At 66.1% G+C, this 17676-nt stretch carries 14 protein-coding genes; 3 read left to right on the forward strand and 11 right to left on the reverse strand.

Annotation, left to right across the window (positions count from 1 at the left end; all coding sequences use genetic code 11):
• Positions 1-219: 219 nt before the first annotated feature.
• Both CXY75_RS02105 and tyrS read right to left on the reverse strand, forming a co-directional pair.
• The gene (locus tag CXY75_RS02105; RefSeq protein ID WP_104081214.1) at positions 220-759 is read right to left on the reverse strand and encodes a GNAT family N-acetyltransferase; all 540 of its coding nucleotides are present in this window, start codon (positions 757-759) and stop codon (positions 220-222) included.
• Between the two features lie 117 nt (positions 760-876).
• Positions 877-2178, reverse strand: a complete 1302-nt coding sequence (tyrS, locus tag CXY75_RS02110) for a tyrosine--tRNA ligase (protein WP_104081215.1) — start codon at positions 2176-2178, stop codon at positions 877-879.
• A gap of 138 nt (positions 2179-2316) precedes the next feature.
• Here tyrS and CXY75_RS02115 point away from each other — a divergent pair, with 138 nt between their 5' ends.
• Both CXY75_RS02115 and CXY75_RS02120 read left to right on the forward strand, forming a co-directional pair.
• Positions 2317-2958: a DNA-binding protein gene (locus tag CXY75_RS02115; RefSeq protein ID WP_104081216.1), complete on the forward strand. Its 642-nt coding sequence runs from the start codon at positions 2317-2319 to the stop codon at positions 2956-2958.
• Positions 2955-3554, forward strand: coding sequence for a hypothetical protein (locus CXY75_RS02120; protein ID WP_104081217.1), 600 nt, complete (start codon positions 2955-2957; stop codon positions 3552-3554). The genes CXY75_RS02115 and CXY75_RS02120 overlap by 4 nt, the downstream gene beginning before the upstream one ends.
• 198 nt (positions 3555-3752) lie before the next feature.
• Here CXY75_RS02120 and argH read toward each other — a convergent pair whose 3' ends face one another.
• The 7 genes from argH to argC form a co-directional block, all read right to left on the reverse strand.
• Positions 3753-5189 carry an argininosuccinate lyase gene (argH, locus tag CXY75_RS02125; RefSeq protein ID WP_104081218.1) on the reverse strand — a complete coding sequence of 479 codons (1437 nt, stop codon included), beginning with the start codon at positions 5187-5189 and terminating at the stop codon, positions 3753-3755.
• 9 nt (positions 5190-5198) lie between these two features.
• Positions 5199-6398, reverse strand: a complete 1200-nt coding sequence (locus CXY75_RS02130) for an argininosuccinate synthase (RefSeq protein ID WP_104081219.1) — start codon at positions 6396-6398, stop codon at positions 5199-5201.
• A gap of 168 nt (positions 6399-6566) precedes the next feature.
• Complete coding sequence (gene argF, locus CXY75_RS02135) at positions 6567-7496, reverse strand: ornithine carbamoyltransferase (protein ID WP_104081251.1); 930 nt, start codon at positions 7494-7496, stop codon at positions 6567-6569.
• Positions 7497-7576: 80 nt separating this feature from the next.
• A complete protein-coding gene (locus tag CXY75_RS02140; RefSeq protein ID WP_104081220.1) occupies positions 7577-8767 on the reverse strand; it encodes an acetylornithine transaminase in 1191 nt (396 codons plus the stop codon).
• On the reverse strand, positions 8764-9675 hold the full coding sequence (gene argB, locus CXY75_RS02145) for an acetylglutamate kinase (RefSeq protein ID WP_104081221.1): 912 nt from the start codon (positions 9673-9675) through the stop codon (positions 8764-8766). The genes CXY75_RS02140 and argB overlap by 4 nt, the downstream gene beginning before the upstream one ends.
• Before the next feature lie 2 nt (positions 9676-9677).
• Positions 9678-10859: a bifunctional glutamate N-acetyltransferase/amino-acid acetyltransferase ArgJ gene (argJ, locus tag CXY75_RS02150; RefSeq protein ID WP_104081222.1), complete on the reverse strand. Its 1182-nt coding sequence runs from the start codon at positions 10857-10859 to the stop codon at positions 9678-9680.
• Positions 10856-11956 carry an N-acetyl-gamma-glutamyl-phosphate reductase gene (argC, locus tag CXY75_RS02155; protein WP_104081223.1) on the reverse strand — a complete coding sequence of 367 codons (1101 nt, stop codon included), beginning with the start codon at positions 11954-11956 and terminating at the stop codon, positions 10856-10858. The genes argJ and argC overlap by 4 nt, the downstream gene beginning before the upstream one ends.
• Before the next feature lie 306 nt (positions 11957-12262).
• Here argC and CXY75_RS02160 point away from each other — a divergent pair, with 306 nt between their 5' ends.
• The gene (locus CXY75_RS02160) at positions 12263-13267 is read left to right on the forward strand and encodes a type IV toxin-antitoxin system AbiEi family antitoxin domain-containing protein (protein WP_104081224.1); all 1005 of its coding nucleotides are present in this window, start codon (positions 12263-12265) and stop codon (positions 13265-13267) included.
• Between the two features lie 486 nt (positions 13268-13753).
• On the opposite strand, the gene pheT is transcribed toward CXY75_RS02160, so the two are convergent.
• Together pheT and pheS are read right to left on the reverse strand one after the other, a co-directional pair.
• Positions 13754-16534, reverse strand: coding sequence for a phenylalanine--tRNA ligase subunit beta (pheT, locus tag CXY75_RS02165; RefSeq protein WP_104081225.1), 2781 nt, complete (start codon positions 16532-16534; stop codon positions 13754-13756).
• Complete coding sequence (gene pheS, locus CXY75_RS02170) at positions 16534-17616, reverse strand: phenylalanine--tRNA ligase subunit alpha (protein ID WP_104081226.1); 1083 nt, start codon at positions 17614-17616, stop codon at positions 16534-16536. The genes pheT and pheS overlap by 1 nt, the downstream gene beginning before the upstream one ends.
• Between the last annotated feature and the right edge of the window lie 60 nt (positions 17617-17676).

The raw sequence follows: 17676 nt of genomic DNA on the forward strand, positions 1-17676 counted from the left end.
CGCACCTTTGGGGTACGTATAGATACATTACGGTCAGAACAACCACCCGTCAAAACGCCCCCCACCCGGGCGTGTCGCCAACCAGGGCTGAAGACGCGTGCCGATACTGGGCCCACCGTATGAACCGGGGCCAAGTTGAGAAACTGGGCCCATGGACGGGGCCCGGGCCCCGTCCATGGGCGATCGGTGGGATGGGCCCGGGCATCCGCTTGGAGGGGGTTAGAGGGTGGGGGCGAGGGCCACGAAGAGCTCGCTGACGGAGGTGTAGTACTGGTCGGTTCTACCCTTGTGCGTCATACCGATGCGCAGACAGACTCGTTGGGACGGGCGATTGCTCGGGGTCGTTACCGCCACGACTCGATCGAGTCCGGTCTTCCAACCCTCGGCCAGAACAGCGGATGCCGCTTCGGTCGCGTAGCCGTGGTTCCACGCGTTCGGGTGAAAGTGCCAGCCAATCTCGGTATCCCCCGATGGCACGAGCGGAGTGACCGGGCTCGACGCCGGAATCGACTTCAGCAGAAGATTGCCAAAGATTTCGCCGGTGTCGGCATCCGTTACCGCCCTGATGGCGTGAATGGGATGCTCCATGCCCTGCCAGCGCGTGATCACAGCGATCGCCTCGGCGCGGTCGGTCATCACCCGCGGATGCAGCCCGATGTGCTGTTGCACGGACCACAAGGAGTACAGCCCGAAGATAAAGTCGGTGTCATCAAGGGTCCAGGGGCGCAGCAGCAGGCGTTCGGTTCGAAGAGTTTCCACGAGGTCATCTTGCCACCCGCAGCTCACGACTCTCTGCACCGGAGCCGCAGTACCGAGTGAAGAGCGAACGACGCTTCCGCAGCAACACTGCGCAAAAACCGCTCCCGAACCACAAAGCTATTCGATGAAAATGCCGGCGAGCGTCTTCTTGCCGCGCCGCAGCACCGCTACTCCCCCGGGAAGCGCCGATCCTTCAATGGTCAAGTCAACACTGGTGACCTTCTCGTTGTTCAGATAGACCCCACCCTGCTGCACCGCCCGACGAGCCTCGCCAATGCTCTTCGACAGTTCGGTGTCGACGAGCAGCTGCAGCACGGTCGCGTGCGGCGCCGTCGTGGTGTGTGGAAGTTCGCGCAGCGCGGCCTCGAGGGTGTCCGGGTCGAGTTCGGCAAGGTCGCCCTGGCCGAACAATGCCTCGGCGGCCTGGATGGCAGCATCCGTCGCCGCTTGGCCGTGCACGAGCCTGGTCACCTCGAGCGCGAGTCGGCGCTGCGCTTCACGACGGAAGGGTTCGTTCTGCACGAGCTTGGCAAACCGCTCAATGTCGACGCGCGCGAGGAAGGTGAATACCTTGAGCCGAAAGATCACGTCGGCATCATCGGTGTTGAGCCAGAACTGGTAGAAGGCGTAGGGGCTCGTGAGATTCGGGTCGAGCCAGACCGCGTTTCCCTCGCTCTTGCCAAATTTGGTGCCGTCGCTGTTGGTGATCAACGGCGTACCGATGGCGTGCACCGTGCCACCTTCGGCACGACGGATGAGATCGGTTCCGCTCGTGAGATTGCCCCACTGATCGCTGCCGCCGGTTTGCAGCACACACCCGTAACTCCGGAACAGCTCGAGGTAATCCAGGCCCTGCAGAATTTGGTAGCTGAATTCGGTATAGCTGATACCGGCGTCGGAATTCAGGCGCGCACTGACGGCATCTTTTTTGAGCATGGTGCCCACGCGGTAGTACTTGCCGATTTCGCGCAAAAAGTCAATCGCGGTCAGCGGAGCGGTCCAGTCCAGGTTGTTCACCAGGGTGACGGCATTGTCTCCCTCAGAGCTGAGGAACCGCGAGACCTGCGCCTGCAGGTAACCCACCCACTCGGCGACAGTGTCGGTCGGGGTCAGGGTGCGCTCGGCGGTGGGGCGCGGGTCGCCGATAAGTCCGGTCGAACCGCCGACCAATCCCAGCGGATGATGCCCGGCCAGTTGCAAGCGCCGCATCAGCAGCAGCTGCACCAGGTTGCCGAGGTGCAGGCTCGGCGCGGTCGGATCGAAGCCGCAGTAGTAAGTGATCGGTCCGCCATCGAGCAGCGCCTTGAGGTCGGTCTCGTCGGTGGAGACGTGCACGAGGCCGCGCCAGTTGATCTCCTCCCAGACGGAGTCGAAGGCGGGATCATTGGTCTGCTGGGCGAGGATGGTGGGGTCTGACACGCGTTCAGATTACCAGCCGCGGGGTCTCGTCGAATTGCCGGCGGCATCCGCTTGTTTGCAATTCAGTCTTGAGACTATATTTGAATTGATTTAGCCTATGGGCTGAATTACAGTGAATGCAGGACGGAGCCTCAGACCATGTTTGTCATCACCGCTGACCAAATCGACAGCCGTAACGATCACGATCGAGCGCGCGACATGATCGCCCGGCTCCTGGCGCAGAGCCCGCACGCCTTCAGCCTGCCACCCGATCAGACCGCCGGCGATGAGATTCAGCTGCTCGTGCCTGCGGCTGAGCCCACCCTCGATGCCATTCTCACGCTGCATCGTTCGAGCCATTGGAGCGTTGGGCTCGGCGTGGGAACCGTGCGCACTCCCCTGCCGGAGTCGACCAGGCAAGCCACCGGCGGCGCGTTCATCGCGGCCCGCGACGCCGTGCTCCGGGCGAAAAAGACCGAGGCACACTTTGCGCTTGAGGCCGGTCAGACGGATGACACCGCCGGCATCGAGGCGCTCCTGACCATGCTGCTGCTGCTGCGTCAACGCCGCACCCCCCAGGGCTGGCAGGCCGGTGATCTGTTCGAAAGTGGACTGGCCCAGACCGACATCGCCGCCCGGCTCGGTATTACCACCGGGGCCGTGAGCCAACGCCTCAAGGCCGCGCAGTACCGCGTCGAACAGGCGGCGCGACCGGCGTTGGTTAGGCTGCTAGAGCAGCTCGATGTTGCCCCGAACGACGGCACGACCGAAAAGGCCAATACCGAAATGGACAGTGCATGACCTTCACAGTTCTCACGTTTTTGTACTGGGCTGCGTTGCTCCTGGTAACGCTCGCCACGCTCACCTGCGCCGCGATCGCCTTCAAACTTCACCGGCAGCTCTACGCCATGGCCGCAGCGACCGGTCTCATCGTGGCGCTCGTGCTCGCCGCTATACCCGTCGGCCCTGGCCCGAGCGCCTTCGGTATCGTGCTCGGCATGCTCGCGCTGGCCCTCGCCGTGATCGGCGGCGGACCGATCGCGGTACTCGCCCTCGACCTCGCCACCAACAACTCAGTGCCGCCCGGCCAGCATGGCGGAATCATGGTGCTGAACGCCGGAAAACCAGCCCCGACCATGGCCGGCGTCAATGACCCAGAAGCCCACGAAGTGCTGCGCGGTGGCGTGACCATCGGCGTCCTGGAACGTCTCGCCGTGGCCGGCGCGATCTTGGCCGGGTTTCCCGAGGCCATCGCCGTGGTCGTCGCCATCAAGGGTGTCGGCCGGTTCACCGAACTGGCAGCGGCCGAATCGCGCGAGCGGTTTATCATCGGCACGCTGACAAGCCTGATCTGGGCCTGTGCCTGCGCCGCCCTGGTGCCGATGGCCCTGGCCTAGGGCCTGTCTAACCGCGTGCCGGCTTCGCTGCGTGCCGCCGATGCGGTGAAACGGATGCTTCCCCCGACACCGACAATCGCTACGGGTACTCGGTTCCCCCGCCAACCTTGCTCACTCCAGTTCGTGGTCCGGCCCCGAAGTCGGCCCGATGCGCTGGCAGCTCAAGGTCGAACGAGAAGCGGCGCAAAATGACAGGCTCTACCGGCTGAGTGCGGCCGTCAGGTCGCGCACGCGGGCCACGAGCTGCGCGCGCTGTTCGGCGACGCGCACGGGGGCGGTTCCCCCGGCCCCGTCGCGACTGTCGACCGATCCGCGGATTGTGAGTACCTCGCGAACCTCGGGAACGAGGTGCGGAGAGAGGGTCTGCAAATCTTCGTCGCCGACCTCGTGCAGGTCCAGCCCGTTGGTCTCGGCGAACTTCACCAGCGAACCGGTAATTTCGTGCGCATCGCGGAATGAGACGTGGCGTTTGACCAGCCACTCCGCAACATCCGTGGCGAGGGAGAAGCCCTGCGGCGCCAACTCGGCCATGCGTTCGGTGTGAAAGGTGAGGGTCGCGACCATGCCAGTGAAGGCGGGCAGCAGCACTTCGAGGGTTTGGATCGAGTCGAAGACCGGCTCCTTGTCTTCCTGCAGGTCGCGGTTGTAGGCCAGCGGCAGCCCCTTGAGCGTGCTGAGCAGCCCGGTGAGGTTGCCGATCATGCGGCCGGACTTGCCGCGGGCGAGCTCGGCGATGTCGGGGTTTTTCTTCTGCGGCATGATCGATGAACCGGTGGAGTAGGCGTCGTCGAGGGTGACGAAACCAAATTCCCGGGTGTTCCAGAGAATGATTTCCTCGGCCAGCCGGGACATGTCGATGCCGATTTGCGCGGTGATGTAGGCGAATTCGGCGACCAGGTCGCGGCTCGCGGTGCCGTCGATGGAGTTCTCCACCACGGCGGCGAAGCCGAGATCTGCTGCCACGAGGTGTGCGTCGAGACCGAGGGTGTTGCCGGCGAGGGCGCCGGAACCATAAGGGGACGCATCCGCTCGCCGACCCCAGTCTGCGAAGCGGTCGAGGTCGCGCACGAGCGGCCAGCAGTGTGCCAGCAGGTGGTGCGCGAGCAGCACTGGCTGGGCGTGCTGCAGGTGGGTGCGGCCGGGCATGATGGCGTCTTCGTGTGCTTCGGCCTGGGCGGCGAGGGCGTCGATGAGTTCGATGACGAGTGAGGCGAGAACGGCGGCGTGGTCGCGCAGCCACAGGCGCACGAGCGTGGCGACCTGGTCGTTGCGGCTGCGACCAGCGCGGAGTTTGCCGCCCACTTCGACGCCGATGATGTCGATCAAGCCGCGCTCGAGGGCGGAGTGCACGTCTTCGTCGGCTTCGGCCGGCAAAAATTCGCCGGCCACGACGGCGCGCTCGAGTTGTTCGAGCGCGCCGACCATCTGCGTCAGTTCGGTGTCGGTGAGATATCCGGCGGCGGCGAGGGCCCGAGCATGCGCGCGGCTACCCTGCAGGTCGTATTCGGCCAGCATCCAGTCGAACTGGGTCGACTTGCTCAGCCGTGCCAGTTCCGGCGACGGTCCCCCGGCAAACCGGCCACCCCAGAGGGCGCCCGCCTTGCCGGCACGATTCGCGTTCTTCTCACTCGACACGCTCGCGCCCTACTTGCTGGTGGCGTCGCGGCGAGCCGCGATCTTGCTCGGCAGCGACCACAGCTCGATGAAGCCCTTGGCCATGGACTGGTCGAAGGAGTCGCCGGTGTCGTAGGTGGCGAGGTTGAAGTCGTAGAGGCTTGTCGTGCTGGAGCGACCGGTCACGACGGCGGTGCCGGCGTGCATTTTCAAGCGGATGTCGCCCGTCACGTGCTTCTGGGTGTCCTCGATGAACACGTCAAGGCTCTTCTTCAGGCCCGAGAACCACAGACCGTCATAGACGAGCTCGGCCCATTTGCTCTCAACGCCGCGCTTGTAACGGGCAACGTCACGCTCGACGGTCATGTTTTCGAGCTCTTCGTGCGCGGCAATCAGGGCGATGCCGGCCGGCGCTTCGTAGATCTCTCGGCTCTTGATGCCGATGAGACGGTCTTCGACGATGTCGATACGGCCGACACCCTGATCGCCAGCGAGACGGTTCATCAGCTGAACCATCTGCAGCGGCGTGACCTTCTTGCCGTCGATGGCGACGGGCACACCCTGCTCGAAGGAGATGACAACCTCGGTCGGGGCGCGGGTGACCGACGGGTCCTGCGTGTAGGTGTAGAGGTCTTCAATCGGCGCGTTCCACGGGTCTTCAAGGAATCCGGTCTCGACGGCGCGACCCCAGACGTTCTGGTCGACCGAGTACGGGCTCTTCTTGGATTGCGTGATGGGCAGGTCGTGCTTGGCGGCATACTCGATCGCCTTGTCGCGGGTGAGCGCGAAGTCGCGCACCGGGGCGAGCGAAGTCAGCTCGGGGGCGAGGGCCGCGACGGCAGCTTCGAACCGAACCTGGTCGTTGCCCTTACCGGTGCAGCCGTGGGCGACGCTGTCGGCGCCGAGTTCGCGGGCGGTGGAGGCGAGGTACTTGGCGATCAGCGGGCGGCTGATGGCTGAGACGAGCGGGTAGCGCTTCTGGTATAAAGCGTTTGCCTTGAGCGTTGGCACGATGTAGTCGTTGGCAAACTCGTCCTTGGCGTCGATGACGATGGATTCGACGGCGCCGCAGTCGAGGGCGCGCTGACGGATCACGTCCATGTCTTCACCCTCCTGTCCAACGTCGACGGCGAGGGCTACGACCTCTTTACCGGTGGCATCCTTGAGCCAGCCGATTCCGACCGAGGTATCCAGCCCGCCCGAGTATGCGAGTACAACGCGTTCCGCCATGGTTCTCCCTAAAATCTTGATCTGTCTAAAGTTTACGTGGTGGGGCCCGCGCCCCCGATCGCTCGCCCTCTACCGCGGACGGGGCCCGGGCCCCCTCCGCGGGCCCAGTTTATAAACTGAGCCCCGGGTCCGGGCCCAGGCCCCGTCCAGCCGGTGAGAGGCAGAGCGTCAGGCTGCGTTGTGGGCGAGCAGCCAGACCAGCAGAGCCTTCTGGGCGTGCAGGCGGTTCTCCGCCTCGTCCCAGATAATGCTTTGCAGGCCGTCGATGACCTCGGCGGTCACCTCGTAGCCGCGGTCGGCCGGCAGGCAGTGCATGAAGTGCGCGCCCGGCTTGGCCAGCGCCATCAGCTCAGCGTCGACCCGGTACTGGCCGAGGTCGCCGAGGCGGGTGGCCTTCTCCTCTTCCTTCCCCATCGATACCCAGGTGTCGGTGATGACCACGTCGACGCCGGCGACGGCTTCGCGCGGGTCGGTAAACAGCGCGACCGAGCCGCCGGTGCGGGCGGCGATGGCCGTCGCATCCGCTACGACCTGGTCGTTCGGCGTGTATCCGGCCGGGGAGGCGATGCGCACGTGCATGCCCGCGGTGGCGCCGGCGAGCAGGTAGGACTGGCCCATATTGCAGGCGCCATCCCCGAGAAAGGCGAGGGTCTGGCCGGCGAGGTCGCCGCGGTGTTCGCGGATGGTGAGCAGGTCGGCGAGCAGCTGGCAGGGGTGAAAGTCGTCGCTGAGCGCATTAATGACCGGAACCGTGGTTCCGAGCGCCATTTCTTCCAAGCCGGCCTGGCCGTAGGTGCGCCAGACGATCGCGGCGACCTGGCGTTCGAGTACGCGGGCGGTATCGGCGGCGGTTTCCTTGCCGCCGAGCTGGCTGTTCGCGGTGCTGATGATGAGCGGGCTGCCGCCGAGGTCGGCGATACCGACCGCGAATGAAACCCGGGTGCGGGTCGAGGACTTGTCGAAAATGACTGCGACGGTCTGCGGGCCAGCGAGCGGGCGCACCGCAAATCGGTCTCGCTTCAGCTCCAGGGCCAGATCGAGAATCTCGGCCTGTTCAGCCGGAGAGATGTCGTCGTCGCGCAGGAAATGGCGGGTCACGGTGTCACTTTCGTTGGTATTGCTACTGATTGGCAAACGGATGCCGCTCGCGCGGCCTCGCACAGTGGGATTCGTTCAGCCTAGAGGCTGGCCAGAGCTCGCCCGAACCGCTCTTGGAAGTCGGCAAGTTCGGCGTCGCCCACAAGGAGCGGCGGGGCGATGCGAATGCTCGTCTCATTGGCGGCGTTGATGATCAAGCCATTGGCGAGGGCGGCCGCGCCGAGCTTCAGGGCGACCGGCTCGGTCAGGCCGATACCGAGGAGCAGGCCGCGCCCACGTATCTCGTCGATTAACGGCGAATTGAAGGCGAGAATGATCTCGCGCAGTTGCTGGCCCCTGAACGTTGCGTTGGCGGCCAGGTCGTCGCGTTCGATCACCCCGAGCACCGCGTTCGCTGTCGCGGTGACGAGCGGGTTTCCGGCAAAGGTCGAGCCGTGCTGGCCACGGCGGAACAGCTCGGAGGCCCACCCGAAGGTGACCAGCGCGCCAATGGGAACGCCGCCGCCCATGCCTTTGGCGATGGTGACGGCATCCGGAAGAATGTCGGCGTGGTTGTAGGCGAACCACGCGCCGGTGCGGGCGATGCCGGTCTGGATTTCGTCGAGAATGAGCAGCACGCCGTGCTCGGTGCACAGCTCGCGGGCTCGCTTGAGATACCCGTCTGGCAGGTCGATCACGCCGGCCTCGCCCTTGACCGGTTCGAGAAACAGGGCGGCGACGGTGTTGTCGATGGTCGCTTCGAGCGCCGTGATTGTGCTGTCGATGTGTTCGACACCGCCGGGGACGGGTTCGAAGGGCTCGCGCATGCGGGGCTTGCCCGACAGTGCCAGCGCGCCCATCGTGCGGCCGTGGAAGGAGTCGTGCAGCGAAATGATGCGGGTGCGATGGCCCGTGTTGTTGAGTCTGGCCAGTTTGAACGCGGCCTCGTTGGCCTCCGCGCCGGAGTTGCAGAAGTACACGCGGCCCGCGTCTCCCGCGCCGGTGAGGCGCTTGAGGCGTTCGGCCAGTTCAATCTGCGGCGGCGTGGCGAAATAGTTGGAGACGTGGCTGATCGTGCCGATCTGCTTGGTCACGGCAGCAACGACCTCGGGATGCGCGTGCCCGAGCGAATTCACGGCGATGCCGGCGAGAAAGTCGAGATACTTCGTGCCCTTCTCGTCCCAGACGTAGCAGCCCTCGCCGCGCACGAGCATCGCCAGCGGTGGACTGAACGTGCGCATCATCGAATCGGCGAACCGATCCTGCCAGGGTTTTTCTTCGGGCGTGGTCATGCCGGTACTACCTCCGTGCCGATGCCGCTTCCAGTGAAAATTTCGAGCAGGATCGAGTGCGGCACTCGCCCGTCGATGATCGCGGCCTTCGCCACGCCGCCGTCGACGGCGTCGAGACAGGCCGTCATTTTGGGAATCATGCCGGACTCCAGCGCGGGCAGCAGGCCGCGCAGTTCGGTCACGTCGATGATCGACACGAGCGAATTCCGGTTCGGCCAGTCGCGGTAGAGCCCGGCGACGTCGGTGAGAATGACAAGTTTGGCTGCGCCCAGCGCGATTGCGAGTGCGGCAGCAGCAGCGTCGGCGTTGACATTCAGGGACTGGCCAGGGACATCCGTATCGGGTGCGATCGAGGAGACCACCGGAATACGGCCGGCCGCGAGCTGGGCGAGCACCGCTTCGGGGTCGACGCCGATGACGTCGCCAACGAGTCCGAGGTCAACCTCTTCGCCGTCGATGACCACGCCGCGGCGCCGCCCACGGAACAGGCCGGCGTCTTCACCGGAGAGCCCGGCGGCGAGCGGGCCGTGCTGGTTGATGTGGCTGACCAGGTCGCGGTTGATCTGGCCGGTGAGCACCATACGCACCACGTCCATTGCTTCGGGCGTTGTCACCCGGTAGCCGCCACGAAACTCGCTCTCGATGCCGAGGCGCGCCAGCATGGCGGAGATCTGCGGGCCGCCGCCGTGCACGACGACCGGGCGGATGCCGGCGTAGCGCAGGTAGACCATGTCTTCGGCGAATGAGCGTTGCAGCTCTTCGCTCACCATGGCGTTGCCGCCGAACTTGACGACGATGATCTGGTCGTGAAAGCGCTTGAGCCAGGGCAGTGCTTCGATCAGCGTCGCAGCCTTGACGGATGCTTCGGCCTGGCTGGTTTCGTCAGTTTCGGTGTTGGTATCGGTCATGATCAGCTCGAGTACGCGCTGTTCTCTTCGATGTAGTCGTGGGTGAGGTCGTTGGTCCACAGGGTTGCCGTTTCGCTGCCGGCGTGCAGGTCGATCAGCACAGTTACACCCCGGTGCGAGAGGTCGACGAGCTCGCGCGGCTGGTCGGGCTCCCCCGCCGTACACACCTGCACGCCGTTGATCGCGACATCAATGCCGTAGGGGTCGAACGCGGCGTCCTTGACCGGCACTGTTCCGACGGCGGCGAGCACGCGGCCCCAGTTCGGGTCGTTGCCGAAGATGGCCGACTTGAATAGGTTGCTGCGCGAGACGGCGCGCGCCACCGTGACGGCTTCGTCTTCGGAGACGGCGTTGGTGACCGTAATCGCCACGTCGTGGGCGGCGCCCTCGGCGTCGCCTTGCAACTGCAAGACGAGGTCGCGGCAGATCTCGACGAGCGCCTGCGTGAATTCGGCCAGGTCGGCCGCTACGCCGCTCGCACCGGAACCGAGCAGACTCACGGTGTCGTTGGTCGACATGCAGCCGTCGGAGTCGAGGCGGTCGAAGGTGACCCTGGTCGCCGCGCGGAGCGCCGTGTCGAGTTCGGCCGAGTCGAGCACGGCGTCGGTCGTGATGACGACGAGCATCGTGGCCAGGCCCGGCGCGAGCATACCGGCGCCCTTGGCCATGGCGCCAATGTTCCAGCCGGCGGCCGAGGTATGCGCGGCCTGCTTCGGGCGGGTGTCGGTGGTCATGATCGCCTGCGCAGCTAGGAGGCCGGCTGCTGGTGTGGTGGCGGCATCCGTTTCAATAGCGAGGGCGGCGTCCAAGACACCGGCCGTGACGCGGTCGAGGTCGAGCTGTTCACCGATCAGACCGGTAGAGCAAACCAGAACGTCGCCGGAGGAGATGTCGAGGCGGGTGGCGACGGCTTCGGCGGTGGCGTGGGTGGTCTGAAAGCCGATGCTGCCGGTGTAGCAGTTGGCGCCGCCAGAATTGAGCACGATCGCGCTGACCCGGCCGTCACTCATCACCTGGGTGCTCCAGATGACGGGGTTGGCCTGACAGCGGTTGCTGGTGAACACGGTGGCGGCGTTCTGCAGCGGGCCGAGGTTGTGCACGAGGGCAAGGTCCAGTCCGCCGGACTTTTTCAGGCCGGCGCTGACACCAGCAGCGGCGAAACCGGCGGGAAGGGTGACACTCACGGAGCTACTCCATTCAGGGTCAGACCGAGCGTTTCGGTCAGGCCCAGGGCAATGTTGGCGGATTGGATGGCGGCGCCGGCGGTGCCCTTGACAAGATTGTCGACGGCGGTGATCGTGACCACGCGGCCGGCTGCTTCGTCGACGGCCAGGCCGATCAGGGCGGTGTTGGCGCCGAGAACGTCGGCGGTGCGCGGAAAATGTCCCTCGGGGAGCAGGTGCACAAATGGTTCGTCGGCGTAGGCGCTCTGCCAGGCGGCCCGAACGGCGGCGGCGCTAGTTCCGGGCACGAGCCGGGCGGTCGCCGTCGAGAGAATGCCGCGCGACATGGGCACGATCACCGGGGTGAACGAGATGGTCGCATCGCTCGCCGGAGTGGCGGCTGCGCCGCTGGTGCCGGATCGACAGGTCGCGTCGACCGCGGCCGCGGCGGCCCAGCGCAGCGACTGTACGATCTCGGGAATGTGGCGGTGGGTGCCGCCAACGGCGTACGGATTGGCCGAACCGAGGATCTCAGCGGCGAGGTTCGGGAGTTTCAGGCTCTTACCCGCGCCACTCGGGCCGACGGCGAGCACAGCGACCAGGTCTTGCGCTTCGATCACGCCGGCGTGGATTCCAGGAGCCAGGGCGAGGGCAACCGTGCTGGCATTGCAACCGGGAGCTGCGATGCGGCGAGCGCCGACGATTCGCTCGCGCTGTTTGCCGTTGACGGTGGGGAGCTCGGGAACGCCGTAGGTCCACGCTCCGAAGTAGTCGCCGCCGTAAAACGCAGCCCAGTCATCTGGGTTCTCCAGGCGGTGGTCGGCGCCGCAGTCCACCACGAGGGTTTCGGCGGGCAGATGCGCGGTGAGCGCGCCGGATTTTCCGTGCGGCAGGGCCACGAAGACGACATCGTGGCCGCTGAGGTTCTCCGGCGTTGTGTCGACGAGAGTCAAGTCGGCGAGGGAACGCAGCGATGGTTGCACATCGATCAGGCGCTGCCCGGCGTTGCTGTGTGCGGTGACCGTGCGCACCTCAAATTCGGGATGACCGGCGAGCAGCCGCAGCAGTTCGCCGCCCGCATACCCGCTCGCGCCTGCCACTGCCACCGAAAACACCATGAGTTAAACCTAGCGCGGCCTCGGCGGCCTCGTTTCCGCGCCGGCGCGGGGCGTCACGCGCCGGGCATCCGCTGGCCGTCGCGGCGCCCGGCCACGCCCCCGCCGCCTCGCGGCACTCGTTTGGGAAGCCCGCACGTGTTCAAACCAGTGCCAACTTCCCAAACACGTGCCACGAGCAGCGGATGCCGCGCACACACGTGCCACGACAAGCGGATGCCCCTCCTCCACAGCGTCCGCCGGCGCCATTCCTCCACAGATCGCCTCCAGAGCGCCGCTCGAGGTTACTACCTGCAGCACACTGGCCACATGCGAGAGATCTTTGAGACATGTGAGGCCCGCTACGACGGCCTGATCCCGGCCGAGGCCCTGCGCGCCTCGGGCATGAACTCCCACGCCGTGGATTCACTCCTCAAGCGCGGTGAGCTCGCGCGGGTGCGACGTGGTTGGTACGCCCTCGGCCCACACTGGCAGAAGATCGGTGCCGATGGTCGATACCGCCTCTTCGTTCGGGCGACAGCGGCCCGAGCCGAGCGTGATGTGACCTATTCGCACCATTCCGCCGCGGTTCTCCACGGACTGCCGCTGATTGGCCCGTGGCCCCAGGCCGTGCATGCCGTTGATCCCGACACCGCCGGTGGCAGCAGCTCGAGGCTCCTCACAACTCATCGAGGCCCGGTAGACCCATCCGCCTCGGTCATCGACGGCGTTAGGGTGACGAGCCTGTCGCGCACCCTGATCGATATGGCTGCGACGACGAGCTTTCTAGTCGGGGTCACCATGGTCGACCACGTTCTGCATCGTGAAGCGGCCCGGATGGCCGCCGCCCGAAGGTCCGGGATCGACGGTGCACCCTGGATTACCACGGCGACTCTGCTAACCGAGTTGGACTCTGCTCGTCCGCGATATGGACATCGAGCGGCCGAGCGCGCCATCACGTTCGCGAATGGCCTGTCAGCTAACCCCGGCGAGTCACTCGGGCGAGTGCGGTTTGAGGAATTGGGCTTCGCAATTCCCGAATTGCAAGTGCGCTTCGACGTAGACGGGTGCACCTACTACGTGGACTATTTCTGGCGAGGGGTACGCAAGATCGGCGAGTTCGATGGCCACATAAAGTACACCCGGGCAGCAGTGATGGACGGTCGAGACATCGTGCAGGTGGTCGTCGATGAAAAGAACCGGGAGAGCCTTCTGCGGCCGCAGGTCAACAGTTTCAACCGCTGGGAATGGAAACTGGCGCTGTCCCCAATCGCGTTCTGCCGCTTCCTGACGGACACAGGTGTGCCGCGAGCGCCAACGAGACGCCACAGTTGACGGAGGCACACTCTGCTCACGCTCGCGGCACTCTGCTCACACTCGCGGCACTCGTTTGGGAAGCCCGCACGTGTTCAAACCAGTGCCGACTTCCCAAACACGTGCCACGACGAGCGGATGCCGCGGGCTGCCCGCCGGGCCGCGCCGCGGCATCCGGCTACCCCGCTCCAGCTCGCGTCACACGATTGAGAAGCCCGCGCGTGATGAGGCCTCGCCGCACGCGTTTAGGAAGCTCGCGCGTGTTCAAACCAGTGCCAAGCTCCCAAACACGTGCCACGACGAGCGGATGCCGCGGGCCGACCCGCCGGGGCGACTCACGACATCCGCTGCCCGAACCAGCGCGCCCCCGGGTCACACTCGCGGCACTCGTTTGGGAAGCCCGCACGTGTTCAAACCAGTGCCGACTTCCCAAACACGTGCCACGACGAGCGGATGCCGCGGGCCGACCCCGCAGAGTCAGGCCGCGGCATCCGCTTCAGGCCGGCGCTATTCGCGCAGGGTCGCTCCGAAGCGGGCTGCGGCGAGCGCTACGCCGGATAGGCGGGCAGCGCTCGCCTCGGCTGCGGTCAACGTGCGCTCCTCGCCGCGAAAACGCAGCGCGAAGGTGAGCGACTTATGCCCGGGGTCGACACCGGCACCGCGGTAGTCGTCGACCAGCTCGATGCTCTCGAGCAGGTCACCGGCGCCCTCGGCGATGGCCGCTCGCAGGGTGGCAGCTGGCACGGAGGCCGCGACAACCAGCGAGAGGTCCTGTGTGGCGGCCGGCATCGTGCGAATCGGCGTGACCGTTCGCGCGCCGTCGGCCAGCGCGAAGACGACCGCGAGGTTGATTTCGGCGACCGCAACGACGGCGGGCAGGTCGTAGTCGTCGGCGACCGCTGGCAGCAGCTCGCCCGCGAATCCGACCGACACCGTGAAGGCAGACACCGTAGACGCAGGCACCATCGAGGCAGACACCACAGAAGCCGGCACCGTGGACGCCGGCACCGTGGAGGCGGACACCGTGGACGCCGGCACCGTGGAGGCAGCATCCGACGTCGCGGCGCCCGGCACGGTAACGAACAACTCGGCGGTGCGCCCCGGGTGCATCGCCGGGTGCAGGCCCTGGCGAACGTCGATGCGCACGCCGGCGGCCAGCGCCACCTGCTGCACGGCGGCCAGCGCCGACTGCCAGCCGGCGGCGACCGCTGGCAGGCCCGGCTGATGCCGCACGTCGTTGCCGACGAGAACGACGCCGACCAGCAGCGGCTGGGGCACAATGCCCGCATTCAGTGCAGCCTCGGCCTCGACGCTTGGCCGCGCGGCTCCGGTGGGAAGCACGGACGTGCCGTAGGTTACGCCGGCCTCGGGCCGAAAGACCAGGCCCTGCTCGTAGATGGCGACGTCCACGAGTCCCCGTGAGCGGTTGCGGTGCGCGATGTGCAACAGGCCCGGCAGCATCGACGTGCGTAGGAACGGTGCCTCTCCGTCGAGCGGGTTCGCGACCTTCATCTGCGGCACCGAAACCGGCACGATGACAGGCACCGAAACCGGCCCGACGACAGGCCCAGAAACCGGCACAGCGGATGCCGCACCCTCCTCTGCAACGCTCGCGTCAGCATCCGTTTCGCCAGCCAAGACGACACCCGTAACGGCCACACCAAACAAGTTGTTCGCCCGCTCGGACACGAACGGGTAGGTCAGCACCTCGGTGTGTCCGGTGGAAGCGAGAGTCTGAGCGACCGTGCGGCGCAGCGTTTGGGTGCGGGTCAGGCCGCGGCCGGGCGGCGCGACGGGCAGCACCGAGGGAATGCGGTCATAGCCGAGGATGCGGGCGACCTCCTCGGCGAGGGTCCACTTGTCGGTCAGGTCGGGGCGCCAGGTTGGCGGGGTGACCTGCAGGTCGCCATCGGCTTCCTCCAGCGCGGCACCGATGTCGACGAGGGCTTTGCGCACCTCGTCGCCGGTGTAGGCCAAGCCAATGAGGCCAGACACGAACCCGGTCGGCAACAGGATCGGTTGGGGCTCCACAGCCTCGTCATACACCGACCCGAGATCGTCAGCGACTCCCCCAGCAAGATCTACCAGCAACTGCACCACGCGAGCGGCGGCAACAGCGGCAACGCGCGAGTCGACGCCACGTTCGAACCGCTTGCTCGCCTCGCTCGGCAGCTTGTGACGGCGGGCTGAGCGTGCAATGGATACCGGGTCGAAGTTTGCGGCTTCGACGAGCACGTTGACGGTCGTCGCACTGATCTCGGTACTTGCCCCGCCCATCACACCAGCCAGACCGATCGGTCCAGATTCGTCAGTGATCAGCAAATCTTCAACGTGAAGCGTGCGGGTGACGGCGTCAAGCGTTGTGAACTTCTCACCGTGGGTCGCACGCCGCACGATGATGCCGCCGGTCAGTTTGTCGAGGTCATAGCCGTGCAATGGCTGCCCCAGCTCGAACATCACATAGTTGGTCACGTCGACGACGAGGGAGATCGAGCGGATGCCGACCAGCCCCAGACGGGCGATCATCCACGCCGGGGTCGGCCGGGTCGGATCAACGCCGCGCACGACGCGGGTCACGAACACGGTCGCTCCAGTACGGTCCCGAATCGGAGCCTGATCGTCAATCGTCACAGGGAATCGGGTGACCGGCGCCACGACCGTTAGGGCGAGCGCGGGGTCCCGAAATGGCACACCGGTCGCGTGCGAGTATTCGCGGGCGACGCCGCGAATGGAGAAGGCGTAGCCGCGGTCGGGGGTGACGTTGATCTCGACGGCGCTGTCGTCGAGGCCGAGCAGGGCGATCGCATCCGTTCCCACCGGGGCGTCGATGCCGAGCGACGACAGCAGCAGAATGCCGTCGTGCTCGTCGCCGAGGCCGAGTTCACGGGCCGAAGCGATCATGCCGTCTGAGACGTGGCCGTAGGTCTTCCGGGCCGCGATTGGAAAGGGGCCGGGCAGCGACGCGCCGGGCAGGGTCACGACGACCTTGTCGCCGACGGCGAAGTTGTGCGCGCCACAGACGATGCCGTGGATGGCCGGGCCGCCGTCGGCGGCGAGTTCGTCGCCTGGTGCAACCCGCACCTGGCACCAGTTGATGGTTTTACCGTTGGTCTGCTCTTCGCTGACGAATTCGAGTACCTCGCCGACCACGATCGGGCCGGAGACCTCGAAGCGGTGAATATCTTCCTCTTCAAGGCCGACGCTCACGAGCGCGGCGTGCACGTCTTCCGGCGTTGTGCCGGGCGCAAGGTCGACGAATTCACCGAGCCAGGACAGTGGTACCCGCATTAGACCGTCATCCCATACTGCTGGCTGAACCGAATATCGCCTTCGACCATGTCGTGCATGTCCTTTACGTCATTTCGAAACATCACTGCTCGTTCAACGCCCACCCCGAACGCGAATCCGGAGTACACCTCGGGGTCGATGCCAGCGGCGCGCAGCACATTAGCGTGCACCATGCCGCAGCCGCCCCACTCGATCCAGCGTGCGCCGTCCTTAAAGGTCGGGTGCCAGATGTCAAGCTCGGCGCTCGGCTCGGTGAATGGAAAGTAGTTCGGGCGCAGGCGCACCTGGGCTTCCGGGCCGAACAGGGCCTTGACGAAGTGATCGAGCGTGCCGCGCAAGTTGGCCATGGTGAGGCCCTTGTCGATGGCGATGCCCTCAATCTGGTGAAACACCGGCGTGTGGGTCGCGTCGAGTTCGTCGGTGCGAAACACGCGTCCGGGCGCGACCACGTATACCGGTAGCTCGCGCGCAAGCAACGCGCGCAGCTGCACGGGTGAGGTCTGGGTGCGCAACACGAGGTGGGCATCCGTCGGTTCAACGAAGAAGGTGTCCTGCATGGCGCGGGCCGGGTGGTCCTCGTCGAAGTTGAGCCCGTCGAAGTTGAACCATTCACTTTCCAGCTCCGGTCCTTCGGCAACTTCCCAGCCCATCGCCACAAAGACGTCGGCGGCGCGTTCGATGAGCAGCGAAATCGGATGCCGCGCCCCGGCTGCCCACGCGGATGCCGCGGCGGTCACATCCACCGTTTCGGCGAGCAGTCGGGCGGCAGCTTCCGCCGAGCCGATCTCGTCTTCGCGGGCGGTCAACGCCGCCGTGACGGCGCCGCGGGCCTGGCCGATGAGCTTGCCCGCAGCAGCCTTCTGGTTGCCGGGCACGCTGCGCATGAGAGCGTTGAGCTTCGACAACGGCGACGACTCCCCCGCGTGCTCGCTGCGCACGAGCTTGAGCGCGGCGGTCGTCTCGGCGACGGCGATCGCGGCCAGTGCGGCGTCAACCGCGGCGTTGACGGCGGCTTCGGAGATCAGCGGCTCTGCTGGCTCGACTGACGTGGTGGGCTCTGGGGGAACGCTGGGAACAGACACAAGGCCCAAGTTTAGTGCGTGCAACCGGCCCGCCCGGGCCGGCCGCGCGGGCCGGAACGG

It is taken from the genome of Cryobacterium sp. Y11, from assembly GCF_002929535.1.
Lineage (GTDB): Bacteria > Actinomycetota > Actinomycetes > Actinomycetales > Microbacteriaceae > Cryobacterium.